The organism is Acetobacter pomorum (assembly GCF_002738225.1).
GTDB classification, from domain to species: Bacteria; Pseudomonadota; Alphaproteobacteria; order Acetobacterales; family Acetobacteraceae; genus Acetobacter; species Acetobacter pomorum.
Genome location: NZ_PEBQ01000014.1, coordinates 23,824 through 44,019 on the forward strand (window position 1 = coordinate 23,824; position 20,196 = coordinate 44,019).

Annotated in this window: 15 protein-coding genes; 11 read left to right on the forward strand and 4 right to left on the reverse strand. The window is 52.8% G+C overall.

Features of this window, described 5'->3' with window-relative positions:
* Positions 1-146 precede the first annotated feature (146 nt).
* From dnaE to parC, 9 genes are all read left to right on the forward strand, one after another.
* The gene (gene dnaE / locus CSR02_RS01565) at positions 147-3,566 is read left to right on the forward strand and encodes a DNA polymerase III subunit alpha (RefSeq protein WP_099540335.1); all 3,420 of its coding nucleotides are present in this window, start codon (positions 147-149) and stop codon (positions 3,564-3,566) included.
* 2 nt (positions 3,567-3,568) lie between these two features.
* Positions 3,569-4,954, forward strand: a complete 1,386-nt coding sequence (locus CSR02_RS01570; RefSeq protein ID WP_099540336.1) for an anthranilate synthase component I family protein — start codon at positions 3,569-3,571, stop codon at positions 4,952-4,954.
* Complete coding sequence (locus tag CSR02_RS01575) at positions 4,951-5,751, forward strand: aminotransferase class IV (protein WP_099540337.1); 801 nt, start codon at positions 4,951-4,953, stop codon at positions 5,749-5,751. Before CSR02_RS01570 ends, CSR02_RS01575 begins: the two co-directional genes overlap by 4 nt.
* Before the next feature lie 74 nt (positions 5,752-5,825).
* Positions 5,826-6,233: a hypothetical protein gene (locus CSR02_RS01580; protein WP_042787878.1), complete on the forward strand. Its 408-nt coding sequence runs from the start codon at positions 5,826-5,828 to the stop codon at positions 6,231-6,233.
* A gap of 300 nt (positions 6,234-6,533) precedes the next feature.
* Positions 6,534-7,661: an aromatic ring-hydroxylating oxygenase subunit alpha gene (locus tag CSR02_RS01590; RefSeq protein WP_042787778.1), complete on the forward strand. Its 1,128-nt coding sequence runs from the start codon at positions 6,534-6,536 to the stop codon at positions 7,659-7,661.
* Between the two features lie 166 nt (positions 7,662-7,827).
* A complete protein-coding gene (gene rpsB / locus CSR02_RS01595; RefSeq protein WP_099540339.1) occupies positions 7,828-8,640 on the forward strand; it encodes a 30S ribosomal protein S2 in 813 nt (270 codons plus the stop codon).
* 134 nt (positions 8,641-8,774) lie between these two features.
* Entirely contained in the window at positions 8,775-9,680 is a 906-nt protein-coding gene (gene tsf, locus CSR02_RS01600) for a translation elongation factor Ts (RefSeq protein ID WP_042787776.1), read from the forward strand.
* A gap of 15 nt (positions 9,681-9,695) precedes the next feature.
* On the forward strand, positions 9,696-10,487 hold the full coding sequence (gene recO / locus CSR02_RS01605; RefSeq protein WP_099540340.1) for a DNA repair protein RecO: 792 nt from the start codon (positions 9,696-9,698) through the stop codon (positions 10,485-10,487).
* Positions 10,488-10,565: 78 nt separating this feature from the next.
* The gene (gene parC, locus CSR02_RS01610) at positions 10,566-12,776 is read left to right on the forward strand and encodes a DNA topoisomerase IV subunit A (RefSeq protein ID WP_099540341.1); all 2,211 of its coding nucleotides are present in this window, start codon (positions 10,566-10,568) and stop codon (positions 12,774-12,776) included.
* 9 nt (positions 12,777-12,785) lie between these two features.
* Here parC and CSR02_RS01615 read toward each other — a convergent pair whose 3' ends face one another.
* The 3 genes from CSR02_RS01615 to CSR02_RS01625 all read right to left on the reverse strand — a co-directional run bounded on the left by CSR02_RS01615 (position 12,786) and on the right by CSR02_RS01625 (position 16,235).
* Entirely contained in the window at positions 12,786-13,559 is a 774-nt protein-coding gene (locus CSR02_RS01615; protein WP_099540383.1) for an arginyltransferase, read from the reverse strand.
* A 73-nt stretch (positions 13,560-13,632) separates the two neighbouring features.
* Positions 13,633-14,637 carry a porphobilinogen synthase gene (hemB, locus tag CSR02_RS01620; protein ID WP_042787773.1) on the reverse strand — a complete coding sequence of 335 codons (1,005 nt, stop codon included), beginning with the start codon at positions 14,635-14,637 and terminating at the stop codon, positions 13,633-13,635.
* Between the two features lie 116 nt (positions 14,638-14,753).
* A complete protein-coding gene (locus CSR02_RS01625) occupies positions 14,754-16,235 on the reverse strand; it encodes an amino acid permease (RefSeq protein ID WP_099540342.1) in 1,482 nt (493 codons plus the stop codon).
* Between the two features lie 181 nt (positions 16,236-16,416).
* Here CSR02_RS01625 and glyA point away from each other — a divergent pair, with 181 nt between their 5' ends.
* A complete protein-coding gene (glyA, locus tag CSR02_RS01630) occupies positions 16,417-17,709 on the forward strand; it encodes a serine hydroxymethyltransferase (RefSeq protein WP_099540343.1) in 1,293 nt (430 codons plus the stop codon).
* A 39-nt stretch (positions 17,710-17,748) separates the two neighbouring features.
* Here glyA and CSR02_RS01635 read toward each other — a convergent pair whose 3' ends face one another.
* Positions 17,749-18,807, reverse strand: a complete 1,059-nt coding sequence (locus CSR02_RS01635) for a M14 family metallopeptidase (RefSeq protein ID WP_244176717.1) — start codon at positions 18,805-18,807, stop codon at positions 17,749-17,751.
* Positions 18,808-18,972: 165 nt separating this feature from the next.
* Between CSR02_RS01635 and CSR02_RS01640 the strand changes: the two genes are divergently transcribed.
* The gene (locus CSR02_RS01640) at positions 18,973-20,181 is read left to right on the forward strand and encodes a glycosyltransferase family 4 protein (RefSeq protein ID WP_099540344.1); all 1,209 of its coding nucleotides are present in this window, start codon (positions 18,973-18,975) and stop codon (positions 20,179-20,181) included.
* The last annotated feature ends 15 nt before the right edge of the window (positions 20,182-20,196 follow it).

The following is a 20,196-nucleotide window of genomic DNA, read 5'->3' on the forward strand; positions in this document are numbered from 1 at the left end:
TGTCAGTAACTCAGTTAGCCTGCACAGATGTGCCAACCGTAAAGCAAAGTATAATCTATTGCTGCATAAGCCACCATTCTTGCAGGAGCGCTGCTTGCCGGGCTGAAACGCAGTGAAGAACGCCTCTGTCTGTGCTATAAAGGGGTATGTCTTACGCTGATTTTGTCCACCTTCGTGTTCATTCTGCCTATTCGCTAAGCCAGGGGGCCATTCGGGTGCCCGATATTGTGGGGCTGGCGAAGGAAATGCATATGCCTGCCGTGGGTATTGCAGATTCAGGCAACCTGTTTGGGGCGTTGGAATTTTCTCAGTATTGTACAAAAAGCGGTATTCAGCCCATTATTGGCAGCCAGATTGGCTTGCCTGCGCGTAATGACAAGCCCGGTTCCCCGGCAGAACCTGTTGTGCTTTTGGCGCAGAATGCAGCAGGGTTAGCGAATCTACAGTTTCTTTCTTCTGCGGGGTTCCAAAATTCGGACCCGGCAGATCCTTTTGTTTCTCTGGATCTGTTGTGTGAAAAGGCAGAAGGCCTGCTATTGTTAACAGGTGGCACGCGTGGGCCACTTTTTCAGATGCTGGCCGAAGGGCAAACAGAAGACGCCGAGAAATGGCTGGCCCGCGTACATGAGGCATTTGGTGACAGGCTGATAGTGGAACTGCACCGTCATGGTCTGGCTGTTGAAAAGGCAGTGGAGCCAGGTGTGCTGACATTGGCGGATCGGTTTGGTCTGCCATTGATTGCCACCAATGAATGTTTTTTCCCCACGCCAGAAATGTACGAAGCGCAGGATGCCTTGTTGTGCATTGCTCAAGGGCGCACCATGGCGGAAAAAGATCGCTTCCGCGTTACGCCGGAACATTGGTTCAAGCCACCGGAAATGATGCGGGCACTTTTTGCTGACCTGCCAGATGCCTGCGATAATACGCTGGAAATTGCGCGCCGCTGCGCCATCAAGGTGGAAACGCGCAAGCCACTATTGCCTGTGTGCCCCAAGGTTAGAGAAGGCGCGACAGAAGATGAAACCCTGCGCGCCATGGCGTGGGAAGGGCTGGAACGCCGCATGGCCGGCATGAAGCTGGATGCGCAAACAGTAGAAAAATACAAAGAACGTTTGCGTTTCGAGCTGGATATTATCTCCAAAATGGGGTTCCCCGGTTACTTCATGATCGTGGCGGACTTTATCCAGTGGGCCAAGGCACATGGCATACCGGTTGGGCCGGGCCGTGGGTCTGGTGCTGGGTCTCTGGCCGCATGGGCGCTAACTATTACAGATATTGACCCCATTCCGTTCAATCTTCTGTTCGAACGTTTTCTAAACCCAGAACGCGTTTCCATGCCTGACTTTGATATCGATTTCTGTCAGGACAGACGAGACGAAGTGATTGCCTATGTGCGGCATGAATATGGGGCCGATCGTGTTGCGCAGATTATTACCTTTGGTAAGTTGCAAGCGCGTGCGGCTGTGCGAGATGTCGGGCGCGTGCTGGGGTTGCCATATGGTATGGTTAACCGCGTGGCAGAGCTTATTCCCAATAACCCAGCCAAACCTGTCACCCTGAAGGAAGCTATTGCGGGCGAACCCAAACTTCAGGAAATGCGTGACAATGACGAAGCCTTGCGCAGGTTGCTGGAAATAGCCCAGCAGCTGGAAGGGCTTTTCCGGCATGCCAGTACACATGCTGCAGGGGTGGTGATTGGGGATAGACCGCTCGTGCAGCTTGTGCCGCTGTATCGAGACCCAAAAAGTGACACGCTGGTTACCCAGTATAACATGAAGTTTGTTGAACAGGCGGGGCTCGTCAAGTTCGACTTTTTGGGCTTAACAACACTTACCATCCTGAAACGTGGTGTCGATTTCATTCGCCGAATGGGCAAGGATGTAGACCTCAGTCACATTCCGTTGGATGACCCTAAAACGTATGACATGCTGGGGCGTGGTGATACCGCTGGCGTGTTCCAGTTTGAAGGGGCGGGCATGCGTGATGTGCTCAAACAGATGCGCCCAACCCGTATTGAAGATCTGATTGCAGCCGTGGCGCTGTATCGCCCCGGGCCGATGGCTAACATTCCCGATTATTGCCGCAGAAAACATGGAGAAGCATGGGAACCCCCGCACGAGGAAATTCGCGATATTCTTGAAGAGACCTATGGTATCATGGTCTATCAGGAACAGGTGATGCAGATTGCCCAGAAAATGGCTGGCTACAGTCTGGGCGGCGCAGATTTGCTACGCCGCGCCATGGGTAAAAAGATCCGTTCGGAAATGGATCACCAGCGTGAAATCTTTACGGAAGGCGCAACCAAACGCGGGATTGATCGAGACAAAGCCGTTGAGGTTTTTGATCTCATGGCCAAGTTTGCAGATTACGGTTTTAACAAATCGCATGCTGCTGCCTATGCTTTTGTGTCCTATCAAACAGCATGGATGAAGGCCAATCACCCCGTAGCCTTTCTGGCAGCCTGTATGTCTCTGGCACGGGAACGTACGGAAAAACTTGCTGCTTTGCGGCAGGAAGCAGAGCGCATGCATATTGCAGTGCTGCCGCCGAACATCAATAAATCAGAAGCTGATTTTTCAGTAGAAAAACAGCCAGATGGAACATATGCCATTCGTTATGCGCTGGCTGCCATTAAAAAGGTTGGCTATGGCGCAATGGAAGCGCTGGTAGAAGTAAGGGGTGAAAAACCTTTTAAAAATCTGGCAGATTTTGCAACCCGTATTGACCCCAAGCACATTAACCGGATGCAGCTGGAAAATCTGGCAAAGGCCGGTGCGTTTGAATGTATTGATAAAAACCGGGCACGTGTATTTCGGTCTGCGGATGTTATTTTGCGGCGTGCGCATAGTCAGGCGCAGGAGGTCGCTTCTGGCCAGATTGGGCTGTTTGGTGGCCCCGGTGAAGTGGAGCCCTTGCGGTTGGTGGAAGGGCATGATTGGCCGGAGTTTGAACGTTTGGCCATGGAGGCAGAGGCCATTGGCTTCCATATGACAGCCCATCCGCTGGATGCTTATGGTTCCGTGCTGCGCCGTTTGGGTGTTACGCGTACATCCCAGTTGTTGACTGCAGCAGAACGGGGGGGAGGGCGTGTTAAAATTGCGGGCTGTGTGGTGGATAAAAAGGAACGGCCCACACGCACAGGTAACAAAATGGCATGGGTGCGGCTTTCTGATGCATCCGGTGGCTGTGAGGTCACAGTTTTTTCTGAAGTGCTGACGCGCGTGCGTGATATTTTGGTGGCAGGCACGGCCATACTTGTTACGGCCGATCTGAAGCTGGAGGGAGAAGCCCTGCGGCTGACGGCGACAGATATCGTGGATTTGGAGGCCGCCGCAGCGCAAGGCCAAAGTGAAATGCGCGTGTGGCTGGAAAAACCAGATGCTTTGCCGGAATTGCAAACTATTTTGGAACCGCAAAAAGGCGGGGCAGGACGTATTGTTCTGTTGCCAGGCGTGGCAGAAAGTTGCGATGTAGAGGTACGGTTGCGAGGGCGTTATAAGGTGACGCCTGTGTTAGGGCAAAGGCTACGTGCACTTTCTGGTATCTCACGGGTTGAACAGGTCTGACCTTGTTTCAGATAAGGGAATTATCATGGAAAGACCCCGATACTGTTTTGGCAGTATGGGGCAGGCAGCCATGGTGTGCTTTTCTGGATAGTGGTGGAAAAATAGACAAGCGGAGCAGATGGCAGATTTTTTGCCGTAAACCATGCCATACAGTGGTAGCATGGCCTTACGAAATGGCAGTTGACGGCATAAAAACGCCTATATCTTTTGTTGATGATGTTTTTGAAACGCTACGTAATTTTCAGCATGAACTGAAAAATAATGACAGTATCGTCGCTCAACAAAGCATACCATTTCTGGGCGGGATTATCGGATTTTCCGGCTATCAAATGGGAATGATGTTGGAAGGTATTATATCTCGTCATAAAAATCTGCACGCTCCCATGTTAGCGGCAGGAGTATATGATCATGCCTTTATTTGGGACCGTTTTGAAAAACGCGTATTTCTTGTAGGACTTTCAAATTTTTTTGCACATAATCAGGATGTAGCGTTGTCCATACAAGAATGGAATATGCTTCCTGAAGATGTGCCGCTTCGTAAGGTATCAGCAGCTCACCCATTTATCCCGGATCAAAGCCGCGCTGCTTACTGCCAGAGTGTTATGCAAACGCGTCATTATATTGCGGCAGGAGATATTTTTCAGGCAAACATAACATGCCGCCATACAACAGAATTGAATAACAACGTGCATAGTGTGGAGATTTACCGCGCGTTGCGGCAGAAAATACCTGCACCTTTTGGAGCATATTTATCCTGCGGGCCAGATTTTGCCTTGCTTTCTGCATCGCCAGAAAATTTTTTGAACGTAGATGCACAAGGCGTTGTGTCCTCACGGCCGATTAAAGGCACAGCACCACGAGGGCAAACACCCAAAGAAGATACTTTTTGGCAGGAAACGCTTTTGCAAGATGAAAAAGAGCGTGCGGAAAACCTGATGATTGTTGACCTCATGCGGCATGATATTGGCCGTATGGCGCAAATAGGCAGCGTATATGTGCCAGATTTGCTGGTGGTGGAGCAGTTCCCGCATGTGCATCATCTGGTTTCAGAAGTGCGCGGAAAATTATTACCGGATAAAGATGTTTTTGATCTTTTGAAGGTCACATTGCCACCCGGTTCTGTAACTGGTGCCCCCAAATATCGCGCCATGCAGATTATTGATGAGCTGGAAGCTTCTGCGCGTGGCGCTTATTGCGGCACAGTGTTTTGCATCGGGTTGGATAATAGCATGGAAAGTTCTGTTATTATTCGGAGTTTGGAACGTTACAAAAATTCCCTCAGTATAGGTGTGGGGGGTGGAGTTACCATTTTATCCGATCCTGAAAAGGAATATGCGGAAATGTGCCTGAAATTTGCACCATTTCAAAAGTTCTGGGCACAGATATGAATATTGTTTGGCTAAACGGAGAAATACGCCCAGCCGAACAGGCTGCTCTCAGCCCGCTGGATCGTGGTGTGACATTGGGAGATGGCCTCTTTGAGACGCTACGTATAAAGAATAGCGTTGCTCAGAATTTTTGCTGGCATTATCAGCGCCTTTGTGATGGCGGGCAGGTTTTGAGCATACCTGTTCCTGATCAAGATAAGATTTTGCAGGCAATGCAGGAGTTTCTGGCGCATGCAGGTTTTCAACATGGCTCTGCTCGTCTTACCGTCACACGCGGCATAGCCCCCCGTGGGCTGTTACCTCCAGAACACTGTCAACCAACGGTGTTTATAACAGGTGCTGCGGGCGGTTTCAGGCAGCAGCCTGTGCGTGTATGTGTTAGCCAATTGGTGAGGCGGGATGAGATGTCTCCGCTCTCTCGTATCAAATCACTGAGTTGCCTTCCCGGAATTATTGCAAGGCAGGAAGCAGCTCAGTGTGGCGCGGATGATGCACTTTTGCTGAACATGCAAGGGCGCATTGCAGAAAGTACCATCAGCAATATTGTTGTGCAGGCAGGAGTGAGATTGATAACGCCCCCTGTTTCAGAAGGTGTTTTGCCGGGTATTGCGCGCAGGGCGTTGTTGGAAGCAGGCTTGGTAAAAGAACAGCCCGTTACTTATGAGGATATTCTAACTGCGGAGGGTGTATTTTTAATCAATAGTCTTTCTTTGCGTGTGGTTACACATCTGAATGAAAAATCCATCCAGCATCATTCAGCTATCTATGAAAAACTAAGGGAAATTTTGGATAAATAAAAAGCAGCAACTCTTTTAAATTTTTCGCGTTGGAAAATGGGATAACACATACCACTATATTTATGGAGTATCCCATGCAAAAAGTTATAGCTTCAATGTTGCTCGGTGCGTCTTTAAGCGTACTGCCCGCATTGGCAATGGCCCAAGATAATACCGGAAACCCACCTACGGCAAATGGCGCGGCTGCCCAGCAGGGCAAGCCACCTTCAAGCGCTGCCGAAGGGCCAAATGGTGAACATGTTGATCCATCCAAAAAATTGTGGAGTAACCCGCGCACAATCGATGAACAGCCCGGCACGCAGCCTCCTTCTAACGATGGCAAGCAGCCTGCTCATCCGGTCAAGGAATATCATCCTCGTCATGATTATGATCATGGTCCGCACGGAAAGAAATCCGGGGTGATAGAAAGCCCAAGTGAAACCATGCCGGGCAACAACCAGCCGTCTTCTACGCATTTGCTGGAAAATCACGCTCCACAATAAGATATGCCAGTCTGTTGGGTGCGCTATCTGACAGGATAGGACCGTTGCGGCCAGTGCACAGCTTGGTTGGCTGTTTGCATCTGGGCGCAGCGGGGAAAATCGGCTAACCTTCCCGCCCATGTGATGGCGCGGCAGGGCTGAGCAAAAAACAGCTTCAATATCTTGAAGGCGTCATCCCCGCCCATGTTTGCTCTGGTGGTTCCGTCGTTCGGAATCGTGGAGCACGTGGGCATAAGCATGTTTTTAAGGTGATGTTGTTCCTGCTGCATCGGCCTTGTTGGATTCTGAAAGGGTGACGTCATGCTGGTGGAAGAGGCCAAGGGCAAACAGGCGGACGGTTCTAATATGCCGCATTACGATTTGCGGCAGATCGATTGTGATCCCAATTTCTGGTACCCTGTGGCGTGGTCGCATAAGGTGCGCCCCGGCAAGGCATTTGCCGCACGCTATGCAGGGCACCCCATTGCACTTATTCGCCCTGAATATGGGCCTGTCTATGCGCTGGAAGACCGTTGCGCACATCGGCAGGTGCCGCTGAGCAAGGGCGTTGTGGATGATAAGGGCTGCGTAAAATGCTGCTACCATGGTTGGGCGTTTGATCGCGCTGGTAAGTGCGTGACTGTACCTTATCTCAACAAGGAAGGGGTGGGGCGCCCGGTTAAATCCTACCCTTGTCGTGAAAAAAGCGGCCTGATCTTTATCTTCCCCGGTGATCCGGCTTTGGCAGACAAGGTGCCCGTGCCTGATGTGGCTCAAGTGGGTAACCCGGAATACAAAACCCGCATGTTCAGCCCACGCCTGAAGTGCCACTATACCTTCATGCATGAAAACCTGATGGACATGAACCATCAGTTCCTGCACCGCCGGCAGATGGGTTCCATCACAGCCCGTTTTTTGGGGCAGGACAAGGGCGATGACTTCTTGGAAGCACGCTACAGTTTTGCCCGCAAGGGTGGCAATCAGCCGCTTGCGGAAGCCCTGATTTTTGGCAAGCACCATGATTTTGAAGGCCGCGAACAGCCGGTTGAAGAAGTTGTGTCCATCCGTACCACCTATCCGTATCAGACTCTCCAGATCCACGATAAGGACGGTGATTTGATTATGGATTTGTGGACATCCTATGTACCGCTGGGCGAAACGCAGCAGGTAACACAGGCATTTGGTCTGCTTTCTGTTAAAAAGCCCAAATGGAACTTCCTGCTCAATCTGGCATGGCCTGCACTGGGTATTTTCACACACCGCATCTTTGAAGAAGATCGTGAAATTGTGGAAATGGAACAGAACGCATGGCGCGAACTGGGTGGGGACCACAACGTGGAAGTGTTCCCGGTTGTGAAGTCACTTCGCGCCTTGCTTGCGCGTAGCGGTGTGCCCAACAAATACGCTCATCCGGTGGAAACTCCGGTCCAGTCAGAAGACGCTGCCTGAAACAGAGCGTTTTTTATCTTGTCCGGGCGCAAAAAAACGGCCATAAGAGCCGCGCTCGGCCAAGGCCGGGAGCATAACGCACGCGAGGAAAACACCATCTGGTGCTCTGCTACTCTGGCAGGGTAACCCCTCGCGGAGGAATAACCAGAAAGGTAGGAATACGCTTATGGCGATGCCTGATTTTACCCTTCGTCAGCTTCTGGAAGCTGGTGTTCACTTTGGTCACCACACCCGTCGCTGGAACCCGCGCATGGCGCCGTACCTGTTCGGTGTGCGCAACCAAGTTCATATCATTGATCTGCAGCAGACCGTTGGCCTGCTTGATCGCGCTCTGCAGGCTATCCGCAACACTGTTGCCGGTGGTGGCCGCGTTCTGTTTGTTGGCACCAAGCGTGCTGCGCAGGACCCGATCGCAGAAGCAGCCCGTCGCTGCGGTCAGTATTACGTCAACCATCGTTGGCTCGGCGGTATGCTGACAAACTGGAAGACCATTCAGGGTTCCATCAAGCGCCTGCGTGGCATTGAAGAAACGCTGGACGGCGCAACCGCAGGTCTGACCAAGAAAGAAATCCTGGACATGACCCGCCAGCGCGACAAGCTGGAACGCTCCCTTGGCGGGATCAAGGAAATGGGTGGCCTGCCGGACATCCTGTTCGTGATCGACACCAACAAGGAAAAGCTGGCCATTGAAGAAGCCAACAAGCTGGGTATTCCGGTTGTGGCTATTCTGGACAGTAACTCCGACCCGCGTGGCGTGACCTTCCCGATTCCGGGGAATGATGATGCCATCCGTGCTATCGGCCTGTATTGTGATCTGGTGTCTTCTGCTGTTCTGGATGGTATTTCCGCAGAACTGGGCGCTTCCGGCCATGACATCGGTGCTGCTGAAGAACTGCCTGTTGAACCTGCTTTGGAAGCAGCGCCGGCAGAAGCAGCCGCAGCCCCTGCAGAAGCTGCACCGGCACCGGCTGCAAGCTAACGGAATATATAAACAGCCCGGTTATCATGCCGGGTTGTTTTTTCCTGCATGAATGCCTGCACTGGCAGGCCATGGAATATTCCGGTTCGCGCCCCTTGTAGGGCGCGTTCAGGTTTTTCAAGGAGTATGGAATTATGGCGGCAATTACGGCTGCACTGGTGAAGGATCTGCGCGAAAAAACTGGCGCAGGCATGATGGACTGCAAAAAGGCACTGAACGAAGCCAATGGTGATATTGAAGCCGCTATTGATTGGCTGCGCACCAAGGGCCTTGCTGCCGCGGCAAAAAAATCTGGCCGTGTTGCTGCTGAAGGTCTGGTAGGCGTTGCCTCTGCAGACAAAGTGGCGGCCATGGTGGAAGTGAATGCTGAAACCGACTTTGTGGCCCGTAACGAATCTTTCCAGAACTTTGTGGAAGCCGTTGCCAAGGTTGCGCTGAAGGTTGGTGACGATCTGGAAGCCATTAAGGCTGCCACGCTTGAAACCGGGCGCACTGTCGCAGATGAACTGACACATCTGGTGGCAACCATTGGTGAGAACATGACCCTGCGTCGGGCTCGTGTTTTCAAGGTGCCGTCTGGCGTTGTGGCTACTTATGTACATAGCGCTCTGCGTCCCGGTTTGGGCAAAATTGGTGTTCTGGCAGCTGTTGAAGCTCCGACCGCTGATGAAGCCATCGAACAGCTTGGTCGTCAGGTTGGTATGCATGTTGCCGCCACACGTCCTTCCGCTCTGGATGTTTCCAGCCTGGATCCGGCAGAAATTGAACGTGAACGCGCAGTGCTGATCGAACAGGCCCGCGCTTCCGGTAAGCCAGAAGCTATCATCGAAAAGATGGTCGAAGGCCGTATCCGTAAGTTCTACGAAGAAGTTGTGCTTCTGGAACAGGTATGGGTGCATGATGGTGAAACCCGCGTGAAAGACGTGCTGAAGAAAGCTGGCGTTAAGCTGGTTGGCTTTGACCGCTTCCAGCTGGGTGAAGGCATTGAAAAAGAAGAAGATGACTTTGCCGCTGAAGTTGCCAAGGTTGCTGGCGTTTAAAGTCGGGCTTTTTGCATGATGGACAAGGGCGGGACTTCCTATGAAAAGGAGGCTCCCGCCCTTGTGCTTTTTGCGGGCGTGCAGGGTGAAACCAGCGCCCGCGTGCATGTTCTTACAGAAGATTACGGCCCTCTGCGGGGTATTGTTTATGGTGGCGCCAGCAAGGCAGGCCGTGCCCTATGGCAGCCGGGTAATGTTGTTAAGGTCAGCTTCCATAAACGCAGCGCTGCGTCTCCCTTACAGATTTCGGGCGAGTTGCTTTATGCCTGTGCCGCACGGTTACTGGATGCACCGCTGGCATTGAGCATGGTGCAATCTGTTTGTGTGCTGGCAGATGTAACATTGCCGGAAGCCGAACCGTGCCCATTTCTTTTTGCCGAAACAGTACGTTTGCTCACCTTTTTAGGGTATGATCCTGCTGTTGCAGAACGTGAAGGCATGCCCCACGTGGTGCGGTGGGAAATGGCGCTTCTGGCAACGCTGGGTTTTGGGCTGGATCTTTCCGCTTGCGCTGTTACTGGCAGCAAGGAAAATCTGTATTATGTCTCCCCACGTACAGGCCGTGCTGTGAGCGAGGAAGGGGCAGGGGAATGGAAAGACCGGCTGTTGCCGCTTCCATCTTTTTTGCGGGATACAGATCAAACCGGAACAGCGCAGGAGTGGTTGGAAGGTTTACGCCTTACAGGACATTTTTTGGCGCGAGATGCTTTTGGCCAACGCCATTTGCCGTTACCGGCGGCACGCCAACGGCTGTATGATCGGCTGGAAAAGCGCATTCTGGCAGACCAAGCACCTATAACCGAGTAGCGCAGGACTGGCACAACCGATACGGGGGCTGTATGTCTTGCTTTCTATGAATCATGCACAGTTTTCCAAGGATGGCAGATGAGCGAAACCGCGGGACATATTGAGGAAACAAAACTGGCAGAAGCGCTGAGTGAGCGTTATCTGGCCTATGCGCTTTCCACCATCATGTCTCGTTCTTTGCCAGATGTGCGGGATGGGCTTAAACCAGTGCATCGGCGTTTGGTTTATGCCATGCATCAGCTTCGGCTGGATCCAGCCTCCGGTTTCAAAAAATGTGCCCGTGTGGTGGGTGATGTTATTGGTAAGTTCCACCCACATGGTGATGCCTCGGTTTACGAGGCACTGGTGCGTCTGGCGCAGGATTTTGCGGCGCGTTATCCGCTAGTAGAGGGACAGGGAAATTTTGGCTCTGTTGATGGCGATAACCCGGCTGCCATGCGGTACACGGAAGCCCGTCTGACAGAAGTTGCCGTGGCCCTGTTGGATGGCATTGAAGATGATGCTGTAGATTTCCGCCCCACCTATGATGGTGAAGAGCAAGAACCGGTGGTTCTGCCATCGGCATTCCCCAACCTGCTTGCCAATGGTGCGGCAGGTATTGCTGTGGGTATGGCCACCAGTATTCCGCCCCATAATGCTGCCGAGGTTTGCGCTGCGGCTGCCCTGTTGGTGCGTAAGCCCTCTGCCACCACGCAGGAATTGCTGGAGCTTATGCCGGGGCCGGATTTTCCTACCGGTGGCCTGATTGTTGAAGATTCGGATGCCATTTTGCAGGCTTATGAAACCGGGCGTGGCAGTTTTCGGATGCGGGCGCGATGGGAGGTTGAGCAAGGCCGTTTTGGCACATGGCATATTGTTGTCACGCAAATTCCGTATCAGGTGCAAAAGTCGCGCCTGATAGAGCAGATTGCAGATTTGCTGGACCAGAAAAAGCTGCCTCTGCTGGGGGATATCCGTGATGAAAGCACGGATGAAATCCGTCTGGTTCTAGAACCCAAAACTCGCGGCATAGAACCAGAAGTGCTGATGGAAACATTGTTCCGCGCCACACCGCTGGAAAGCCGCTTTGGCCTGAACATGAATGTGCTGGGGGCAGATCGTTCCCCCGGTGTTATGGGGCTTAAACAGGTTATTCAGGCGTGGCTGGACCATCGGCATGAGGTGCTGGAACGTCGGAGCCGCCACAGATTAACAGCAGTAGAACGACGGCTGGAAATTCTTTCGGGTTTTCTTGCTGTTTACCTCAATCTGGATGAGGTTATTCGCATTATCCGTGAAGAGGATGATGCCAAGGCCAGCCTGATAGCCACGTTCAAGCTAACAGATTTGCAGGCAGAATCCGTTCTCAACATGCGGCTGCGTAGTTTGCGCCGCCTTGAGGAAATGGAAATCCGCAAGGAGCATGATGCGCTTTCTGCCGAAAAAGCAGCGCTGGAAACATTGCTTGAAAGCGAAAAACAGCGCTGGAAGACAATAGAGCGCGAACTCACGGGTATGATCAAAACCTTTGGGAAAGGCCGTTTGGGCGCGCGTAGAAGCACTATTCTCTCTGCTCCCAAGCCAGTTGATATCTCTGTGGTGGAAGAAGTGGAGCGCGAACCCTTGACCATGATCCTCTCCCAAAAGGGATGGGTGCGTGCGGTTAAGGGCCACAATGTTGATCTGGAAAATCAGAAGTTCAAGGAGGGCGATGCGCTCAAGCTGGTTATTCCATGCCAGACAACAGACAGACTGTGTTTCTTTGCAACGGATGGACGCGCCTATACTGTAAAAGGGGCCGATCTGCCGCGAGGTCGTGGGGATGGACAGCCTATTCGACTCCTGATTGATCTTTCCAATGATGAAGATCTTCTGGCGGTTTTTCCGATAGAAGATGGAAAACGCCGGTTGGTGGCTTCCAATGCCGGGCGTGGCATGTTGGTGGAAGATGAAGCTCTGGTGGCGGAAAAACGCTCTGGCAGGCAGGTGCTCAATCTGAAAAAAGGGGAACGTGCCCGTATCTGTGTGCCTGCAGAAGGGGATTATGTTGCTGTTGTTGGGGAGAATCGGCGTTTTCTGATTTTCCCGCTGGAACAGTTGCCTGTTATGGCCCGTGGCCTTGGTGTGGCCCTGCAAAAATACGCGGATGGTAGTAGCGGCTTGCGTCAAGCCGTGGTGTTTACGGCAGCGGATGGGTTGCATTGGCCGGGAACCGCACGTGTGCGTCAGTTTGCTGATTTGCAGGATTGGGTCAGCCGTCGCGCAGCTATTGGTAAGGTAGCACCTCCTTGGGCTGCCAAAAAAGGCTAAGCCTGCGTGTTAGAATAAAGGGCCTTCCGGAAAAGGAAGGGGCCTTTCTATACAGGGTGGCTGGTTGGGGTTCAGCTTTTGCCAAGCGCCGTTGCGTAGAATTTCCGCAGGCTGAAAACGTTCTTTATAGGCCATTTTGGGGCTGCCGGGTACCCAGTATCCTAGATACAGGTAAGGCAGTTTCATTTGTGCAGTGAGCTCTAGCAAGGAAAGAATGGCAAAGCTGCCCAGAGAGCGCTGAGGTGTTTCTGTGCTGTAAAAGCTGTAAACGGCAGAAAGCCCATCTTCCAAAACATCAATCAGGCTTGCTGCCATCAAGGTGGAGTCCGGTGCACGAAATTCGACAATCCGTGTATCTACAGGAGTTTCTTCCACCATAATGCGGTAGTCATGCATAGACATGCCAGCCATTTCGCCATCTGAATGCCGACTATCCAAATATCTGCGAAAAAGCGCGTATTGTTCATCCGTTGCAATGGGCGGAATAACACTTCGGGTTAAATCAGCATTGCGCCTTATTGTGCGTTTTTGTGTACGGTCAGGCTTAAAGCACGCAACGGGTAGGCGAATGGGAATACAGGCGGAACAGCCATCGCATATAGGAGCATAGGCCAAGGTGTGGCTACGCCTGAAACCTGCATGCGAAAGACGACTGTGGAGGAAATTGGCCTCTGGAGTTGCAAGATCTACCAGTATTTTACGCTCGGTCCGAGACGGTAGATATGGACAGGCACCCGGCGGCGCTGTGTAGAAAAAATGCGGCCTGTCTTGCGATGATGTCATGGGGAAAACGTATCCCGCAGCAAAATTATGGGCCAGAATACTCTGGCCCATATGCCGTGATATTGACCAAAACTTATTGGCCGAAAGATGCCCGGATACGTTGTGCGGCTTCAATGGCAAAATACGTTAAAATGCCATTGGCACCTGCACGGCGGAAGGCCAGCAGGCTTTCCATCACAGCACGTTCATGGTCCAGCCAGCCGTTGCGGATGGCTGCCATCAGCATCGCATACTCACCAGAGACCTGGTAGGCAAAGGTAGGAACGTGGAATTCATCCTTCACACGGCGGATGATATCCAGATACGGCAGGCCGGGTTTGACCATCACCATGTCTGCGCCCTCGGCAATATCCATTTCCACTTCGCGCAGGGCTTCATCACTGTTGGCGGGGTCCATCTGATAGGTTTTTTTATCACCTTTCAGCATTCCGCCAGACCCCAGCGCATCGCGGAATGGGCCATAGAATGCGCTGGCATATTTGGCTGCATAGGACATGATACGGGTGTTGATCAGCCCGCCCTTGTCCAAATCACGCCGAATGGCCTCAATACGGCCATCCATCATGTCTGAAGGGGCAATAATGTCCACACCGGCAGCCGCCTGATTAACAGCCTGCTGGGAAAGAATGGTGACAGACGGATCATTCACTACATAGCCATTTTCAATCAGGCCATCGTGCCCGTGGCTGGTATAGGGGTCTAACGCCACATCACCAATCAGGCCGACATCTGGAAATTCTTTTTTCAGCAAGCGAGCGGCCCGGCACATCAGGTTGTCCGGGTTTGTGGCTTCCGTACCGTTTTCATCCCGCGCTTCTGTGGGTGTGATCGGGAAAAGAGCCAGAGCCGGAATGCCAAGCTTTGCTGCGGGTTCAACATGTGCGGCCAGTTTGTCCAGCGTAACACGGTGTACGCCGGGCATGGAGGACACCTCGGTAACCGTGTTGGTGCCTTCCATAAAAAAGATAGGCCAGATCAGGTTGTTGATGCCCAACGTATTTTCAGCAACCAGACGGCGTGTGAAATCATCAATCCGGTTGCGCCGGGGGCGAGCCAGAGGAAAACGGCCAGCCATCATGGGCAGGATCTCCTTGCTGCTGCCTGCAGGCGTAGTGGGGTGCTTAAAAGCTCCCCAACCACGGCGGGCGGGACAGACGGGTGAATGCTGCACGGAAGTATGCGCGCCTGTGCGCTTTATGCAACCCTGTCTGGCGGAATGCTGGGTCGCGCTAATGCGCTGTGGTAGCGGCCATAGGTCAGATAAATCACCATTCCGATAGCCAACCATACAATCAGCCGCACCCATGTCAGCTGGTCTAGCGAGACCATGACCGTGCCACAGGAAAGAATACCCAAAATGGGAATGATATCTCCGCCCGGTACCCGAAAAGCGCGCGGATGATTGGGGGCCTTGCGGCGCAGGATCATCACACCAGCACATACCAGTATAAAGGCCAGAAGCGTGCCGATAGATGTCATATGCCCCAGATCAGAAATAGGGAGAAATGCACTTAACAGGCAGATGATGATCATGAAAAAGAGGTTGGAGAGCCACGGAGTCTGATACTTGGGGTGGGTGGTGCTGAACATGGGGGGCAGCAAACCATCGCGGGACATGGCGAAAAATACGCGACTCTGGCCCAGAAGCATTCCCATAAGCACGGATGTAAACCCGCAGATAATGCCGATTTTAATAGCCAGTTGCAGCCAAGTATAAGGCGTGCGGTTAATGGCTGTGGCCACCGGGGCTGCATCCCCCAACATGTCTTTGTAATTGACCAGCCCTGTCATCACAAAAGAGAAAGCCACATAGGCCAGCGCACAAATCAGCAGGCTGCCCAGAATGCCAATGGGCATATCCCGCGCTGGGTTTTTTGTTTCCTGTGCTGTGGTGGAAACCGCATCAAACCCCACATAGGCAAAAAAGATGGTGCCCGCTGCCCGCATGATGCCAGACCAGCCATATTGCCCAAACGTGCCCGTATTTTGCGGGATAAAAGGATGATAATTGGCCGGGTTGATGTAGTGGATGCCAAAACCGATAAATGCGGTAATCACCAAGAGTTTGATGACCACCACAACCGCATTCACCATAGCGGACTGAGAAATCCCGCGAATAAGGATCCATGAGACCAGACAGGTGATAAAAACTGCGGGCAGGTTCATCAGCCCGGAGACCATGCTGCCATCTGGCATCTGCACGGTTTCAAAAGGGGAAGCCGTAAGCCGGGGCGGCAGCACTATCCCCCACGAATCCAATAACGATACCACATACCGAGACCAACTGACCGCAACAGTGGCCGCGCCCACGGCGTATTCCAGTACCAGATCCCAGCCGATAATCCACGCCATCATTTCTCCCAGCGTGACATACGCGTAGGTATAGGCGCTGCCTGCAATGGGAATCATGCTGGCCAGCTCGCTGTAGCACAGCCCGGCAAAACCACAGGCAATGGCCGCAATAAAAAAGGAAAGAACTACAGCAGGCCCGGCATTTTCAGAAGCGGCAATTCCGGTAAGCGAAAACAGACCCGCCCCAATAGTGGCACCAACACCAAGTGCCACAAGGCTTCCCGGCCCCAGAACGCGTTTAAGCCCAGGCGCTGCCTGAAGCTTGTCGAGTGGTAAACATCGCGTAAATGCTGATGTCGCAGGGGGGGCAGACTTCTGCTCCATATATTTTTCTCCTGTCCGGGCCGCACGGAAAGCGGTAAGAAGCCTCCAACGGTCTTTTTTTCTATAAACAGGCCAGCAGCACGTCCTGGCAAGATGTGTTTCTAACGTAACGAACTAACTCTGCCAGCCGCCCGGCAAATATGCTGGTGAACATATTGTCTGATTTTGAGGGAACACCTGAATGAGCCACACGGATCTGGATCGCTTTTTCCATGCGTCTCTAGCCCAGACTGATCCGGATGTTGCAGCCGCCATTGAAGGCGAGCTGAAGCGTCAGCAGGAAGGCATTGAACTGATAGCCAGTGAGAACATGGCGTCTGAAGCCGTGCTTCAGGCTCAGGGCAGCGTGCTAACCAACAAATACGCAGAAGGTTACCCCGGCCGCCGCTATTATGGTGGCTGTGTGGAAGTGGACAAGGTTGAAACCCTTGCCATCGACCGCGTGAAAACCCTGTTTGGTGCCGCATTTGCCAACGTGCAGCCGCATTCTGGCGCCAACGCCAATCAGGCCGCTTTTATGGCTATGGGCAAGCCGGGTGATACCGTACTGGGCATGAGCCTGGCTGCAGGTGGCCATCTTACCCATGGCGCAGCCCCCAACTATTCCGGCAAATGGTTTAATTCCGTACAGTACGGCGTGCGTCAGCAGGACGGCATGCTGGACTATGAGGAAATGGAACGGCTGGCACGTGAGCATAAGCCTTCCATTATTGTGGCTGGCGGCTCTGCTTATCCGCGTATCATTGATTTTGCCCGCTTCCGCCGTATTGCGGATGAAGTTGGTGCCTTCCTGATGGTGGATATGGCGCATTTTGCTGGTCTGGTGGCGGCTGGTCTGTATCCCAACCCGCTAGAACACGCACATATTGTTACTTCCACCACGCATAAAACCCTGCGTGGCCCACGTGGCGGCCTGATTCTGACCAATGACGAAGCATTGGCCAAGAAGATCAACTCCGCTGTGTTCCCTGGTTTGCAGGGTGGCCCGCTGATGCATGTTATTGCCGGTAAGGCCGTGGCATTTGGTGAAGCTCTCCGTCCGGAATTTAAGGAATACCAGAAAGCTGTGCAGAAAAACGCAGCCGTGCTGGCCGAAGTGCTGGTGGAGCGTGGGTTTGATATTGTTACCAAAGGCACGGATTCACATCTGATTCTGGTTGATCTGCGCCCCAAAAAGGTAACCGGCAAAGCTGCAGAACAGGCTCTGGAACGTGCAGGCATTACGGCCAACAAAAACGCCATTCCGTTTGACCCGGAAAAGCCCGCCATTACATCTGGCGTACGTCTGGGCAGCCCGGCGGCAACGGCACGTGGCTTCCGTGAAGAAGAATTCCGCCAGATTGGTGAAATGATTGACGAAGTGCTGACAGCTCTGGCCGCTTCTGGCGGGGAAGGGAACAAGGAAGTCGAAAACGCTGTGCATGAACGCGTTAAGGCTCTGTGCGCCAAGTTCCCTATCTATAGCCGCGCGTAATATTTAAGCCTTTTGGGCGGCCATAACGGGCATGTAGGCTTAGGCTTGCGTGCCCGTTTTGCTGTTTAGGCGCTTTGCAAGCCTTACGGCTGTGTGCCCACGGCGGGGGCGTAAATTGGGCATTACCAGAATACAGTTATTATAGGGTGTGCGAATTTCATCCTGCCCATCAAAAGCAATCACTGTGCCAGCTTTGCGAATAACGCAGCCACTTGCAAACGGCTGAACAAAAACAAAGCGGGATGTTAGAGCACGCACGCAATCTGTAACAATGGCCTGCCTTACCGTTTCTGATGGCAGTGGATGCATTGCTGGGGCAGGCAGGGTGCCCGTTTGTGCCAAAAACAGCCGGGTGCTGAGCAAGGCTTGTTGTGCGGCATTTTTTTGCCAATGTTGCCCGGCTTCCAACAGGCAGGCACGTGTATAGGCATGCGGCATGTTGAAGCGCGTGTAATCAATAAGCCTTAATCCATCCTGATGCCCATTGTCCTGAATAACGGCAGGGGGATGAGACTGCGCACTGGCCACACAGCAGGCAAGATCGCGGCTGTTTTCTGCCATGCTGCATAGGAAAAGGGGCTGCGCGGGCCACAGCATGGTATGGATATCTAAAAGAATATCCACCGTTTCCAGAACAGGCAGCACTTCACGCACGCGTTGCATTTCCACAGATGTATGGGTGGAAGCAATTAACTCCGGCTGCCATAATCTGTTCATATCTTCATCTATAAAGCGAGAGAGTGTTGGGCGCGCGGGATTGAATGTTTTATAAGCGGCCAAATTAAGAAAAATCAGGCTTAATCGCCCGTGTAACGGGCGCAATGGCTGCATAAGCAGCTGTTGCAGAGCATAGGCTCCAGCATATTCATTGCCATGCATAAGGGCTGTAACAGCCACATGGGGGCCGGGGCGGCGGCTTTCAAAGTGATGCACACCTTCAATGCCACAGTTTCCGGTAATCCATGGGCTGATATCTGGTGGTGGGTATTCAATACGCACCACAGGTAGAGGTGGCGGCGAAGGGGGCAATAAGGCAGAAACAGCCCGAAAGCGAAATGCGCTCTCTGAACGGATGTGTCTTTTAGATGCGCAGCTCATAAGTGCCTCTCCAGACATTCGGCTGGAAAGGGCATTTCGGTGTGTAAGGGAAAATAAAAAAAGGAGCAGCACCGCATGGCGCAAAAGTATGCGGCGGGTTGTGTATGCCTGCAATCCCTGCTTTGTCTTAATTTCCTTCTTCTTTTCAGGTGACGGGCAGCACGAGTGGCATCTTCTCTCCATCCTCTTCATCACCTGTGGCGCCAGTTTCCTGTTGCACAAAGGCGGCGTTTGCTGGCTAGGGGCACAGCTTTATTGGCACCAAAAGCTACCTATCCAGTGCCCGTTGCTGATGAAAACGTGATTATCGGTGGGGAGCTGGGCCGGGGGTCCGGCTTGGGTGAAGGGGCCAGATTGCTCCTGCGTGGTCTGCTTTCCCAGGGGATAAACGCAGAAGGCGTGGAAGCAGGGCTTTTGCAAGCGCAGGTAAAAGCGGGGCTGGATTCTGTTTTTGCAGATCCCAGAGCGGCCTTGGTGTTGCACGTCAATGCACCACAAACGCCAGCAGCACTTTTGCGCCTTGGCCGTAAACATGTGCAGGGGCGGCGCATTGTTGGGTATTGGGTGTGGGAATTGCCTGTCATCTCTCCCGAATGGCATGCAGGCGTGCCATGTGTGCACGAAATCTGGACACCCTCCCACTTTAGCGCCTGTGCGTTGGCGCCTCTTATGCCCGGTCGGGTAAAGGTTGTGCCTTATCCGCTGGCATGTGTGCCGCCTCAGCCATCTGCTTTGGACCGACAGGCTTTTGGATGGCCCGATGATGCTGTGGTGGTTCTGGTTTCCTTTAGTCTTGCCTCCAGTTTTGAGCGTAAAAATCCATTGGCCGCCATAGCTGCATTTCGGCAGGCTTTTGGGGAGAGAAGAGACCGTCTGCTTGTTATGAAAATATCTGGTTCGGCCCATTATGCAGCAGATATGCAACGTCTAAAGGATGCGGCCGCAGGGGCAGCCAATATTTGTTTTGAAAACCGTATGCTGCCAATGCCAGATGTTTATGCCATGACACGGCAGGCAGATATTGTGCTTTCCCTGCATCGAAGCGAAGGGTTTGGGCTGGTACCAGCCGAAGCCATGCTGCTGGAACGCCCGGTGATTGCCACAGACTGGTCCGCCACAGCAGAATTTTTAACATCAGATTGTGGTTGGCCAATTTCTTACAAACTTGTAACAGCGGCCGATAAACGGGGCGTGTATCAAGTACCCCACGCCATGTGGGCGGAAGCGGATATTGGGTGTGCAGTAAAGGCATTGCAAACACTTGCAGATAATGCCGATAAGCGCCGCCAACTTGGGCAGGCTGCAAAAAGGGCCGCATTGCGGGCTTTTGGGCCAGAGCCTTTACTGAATGCCGTAGCGGCGTTGCAGACATAGATGAGGATAAAGTGG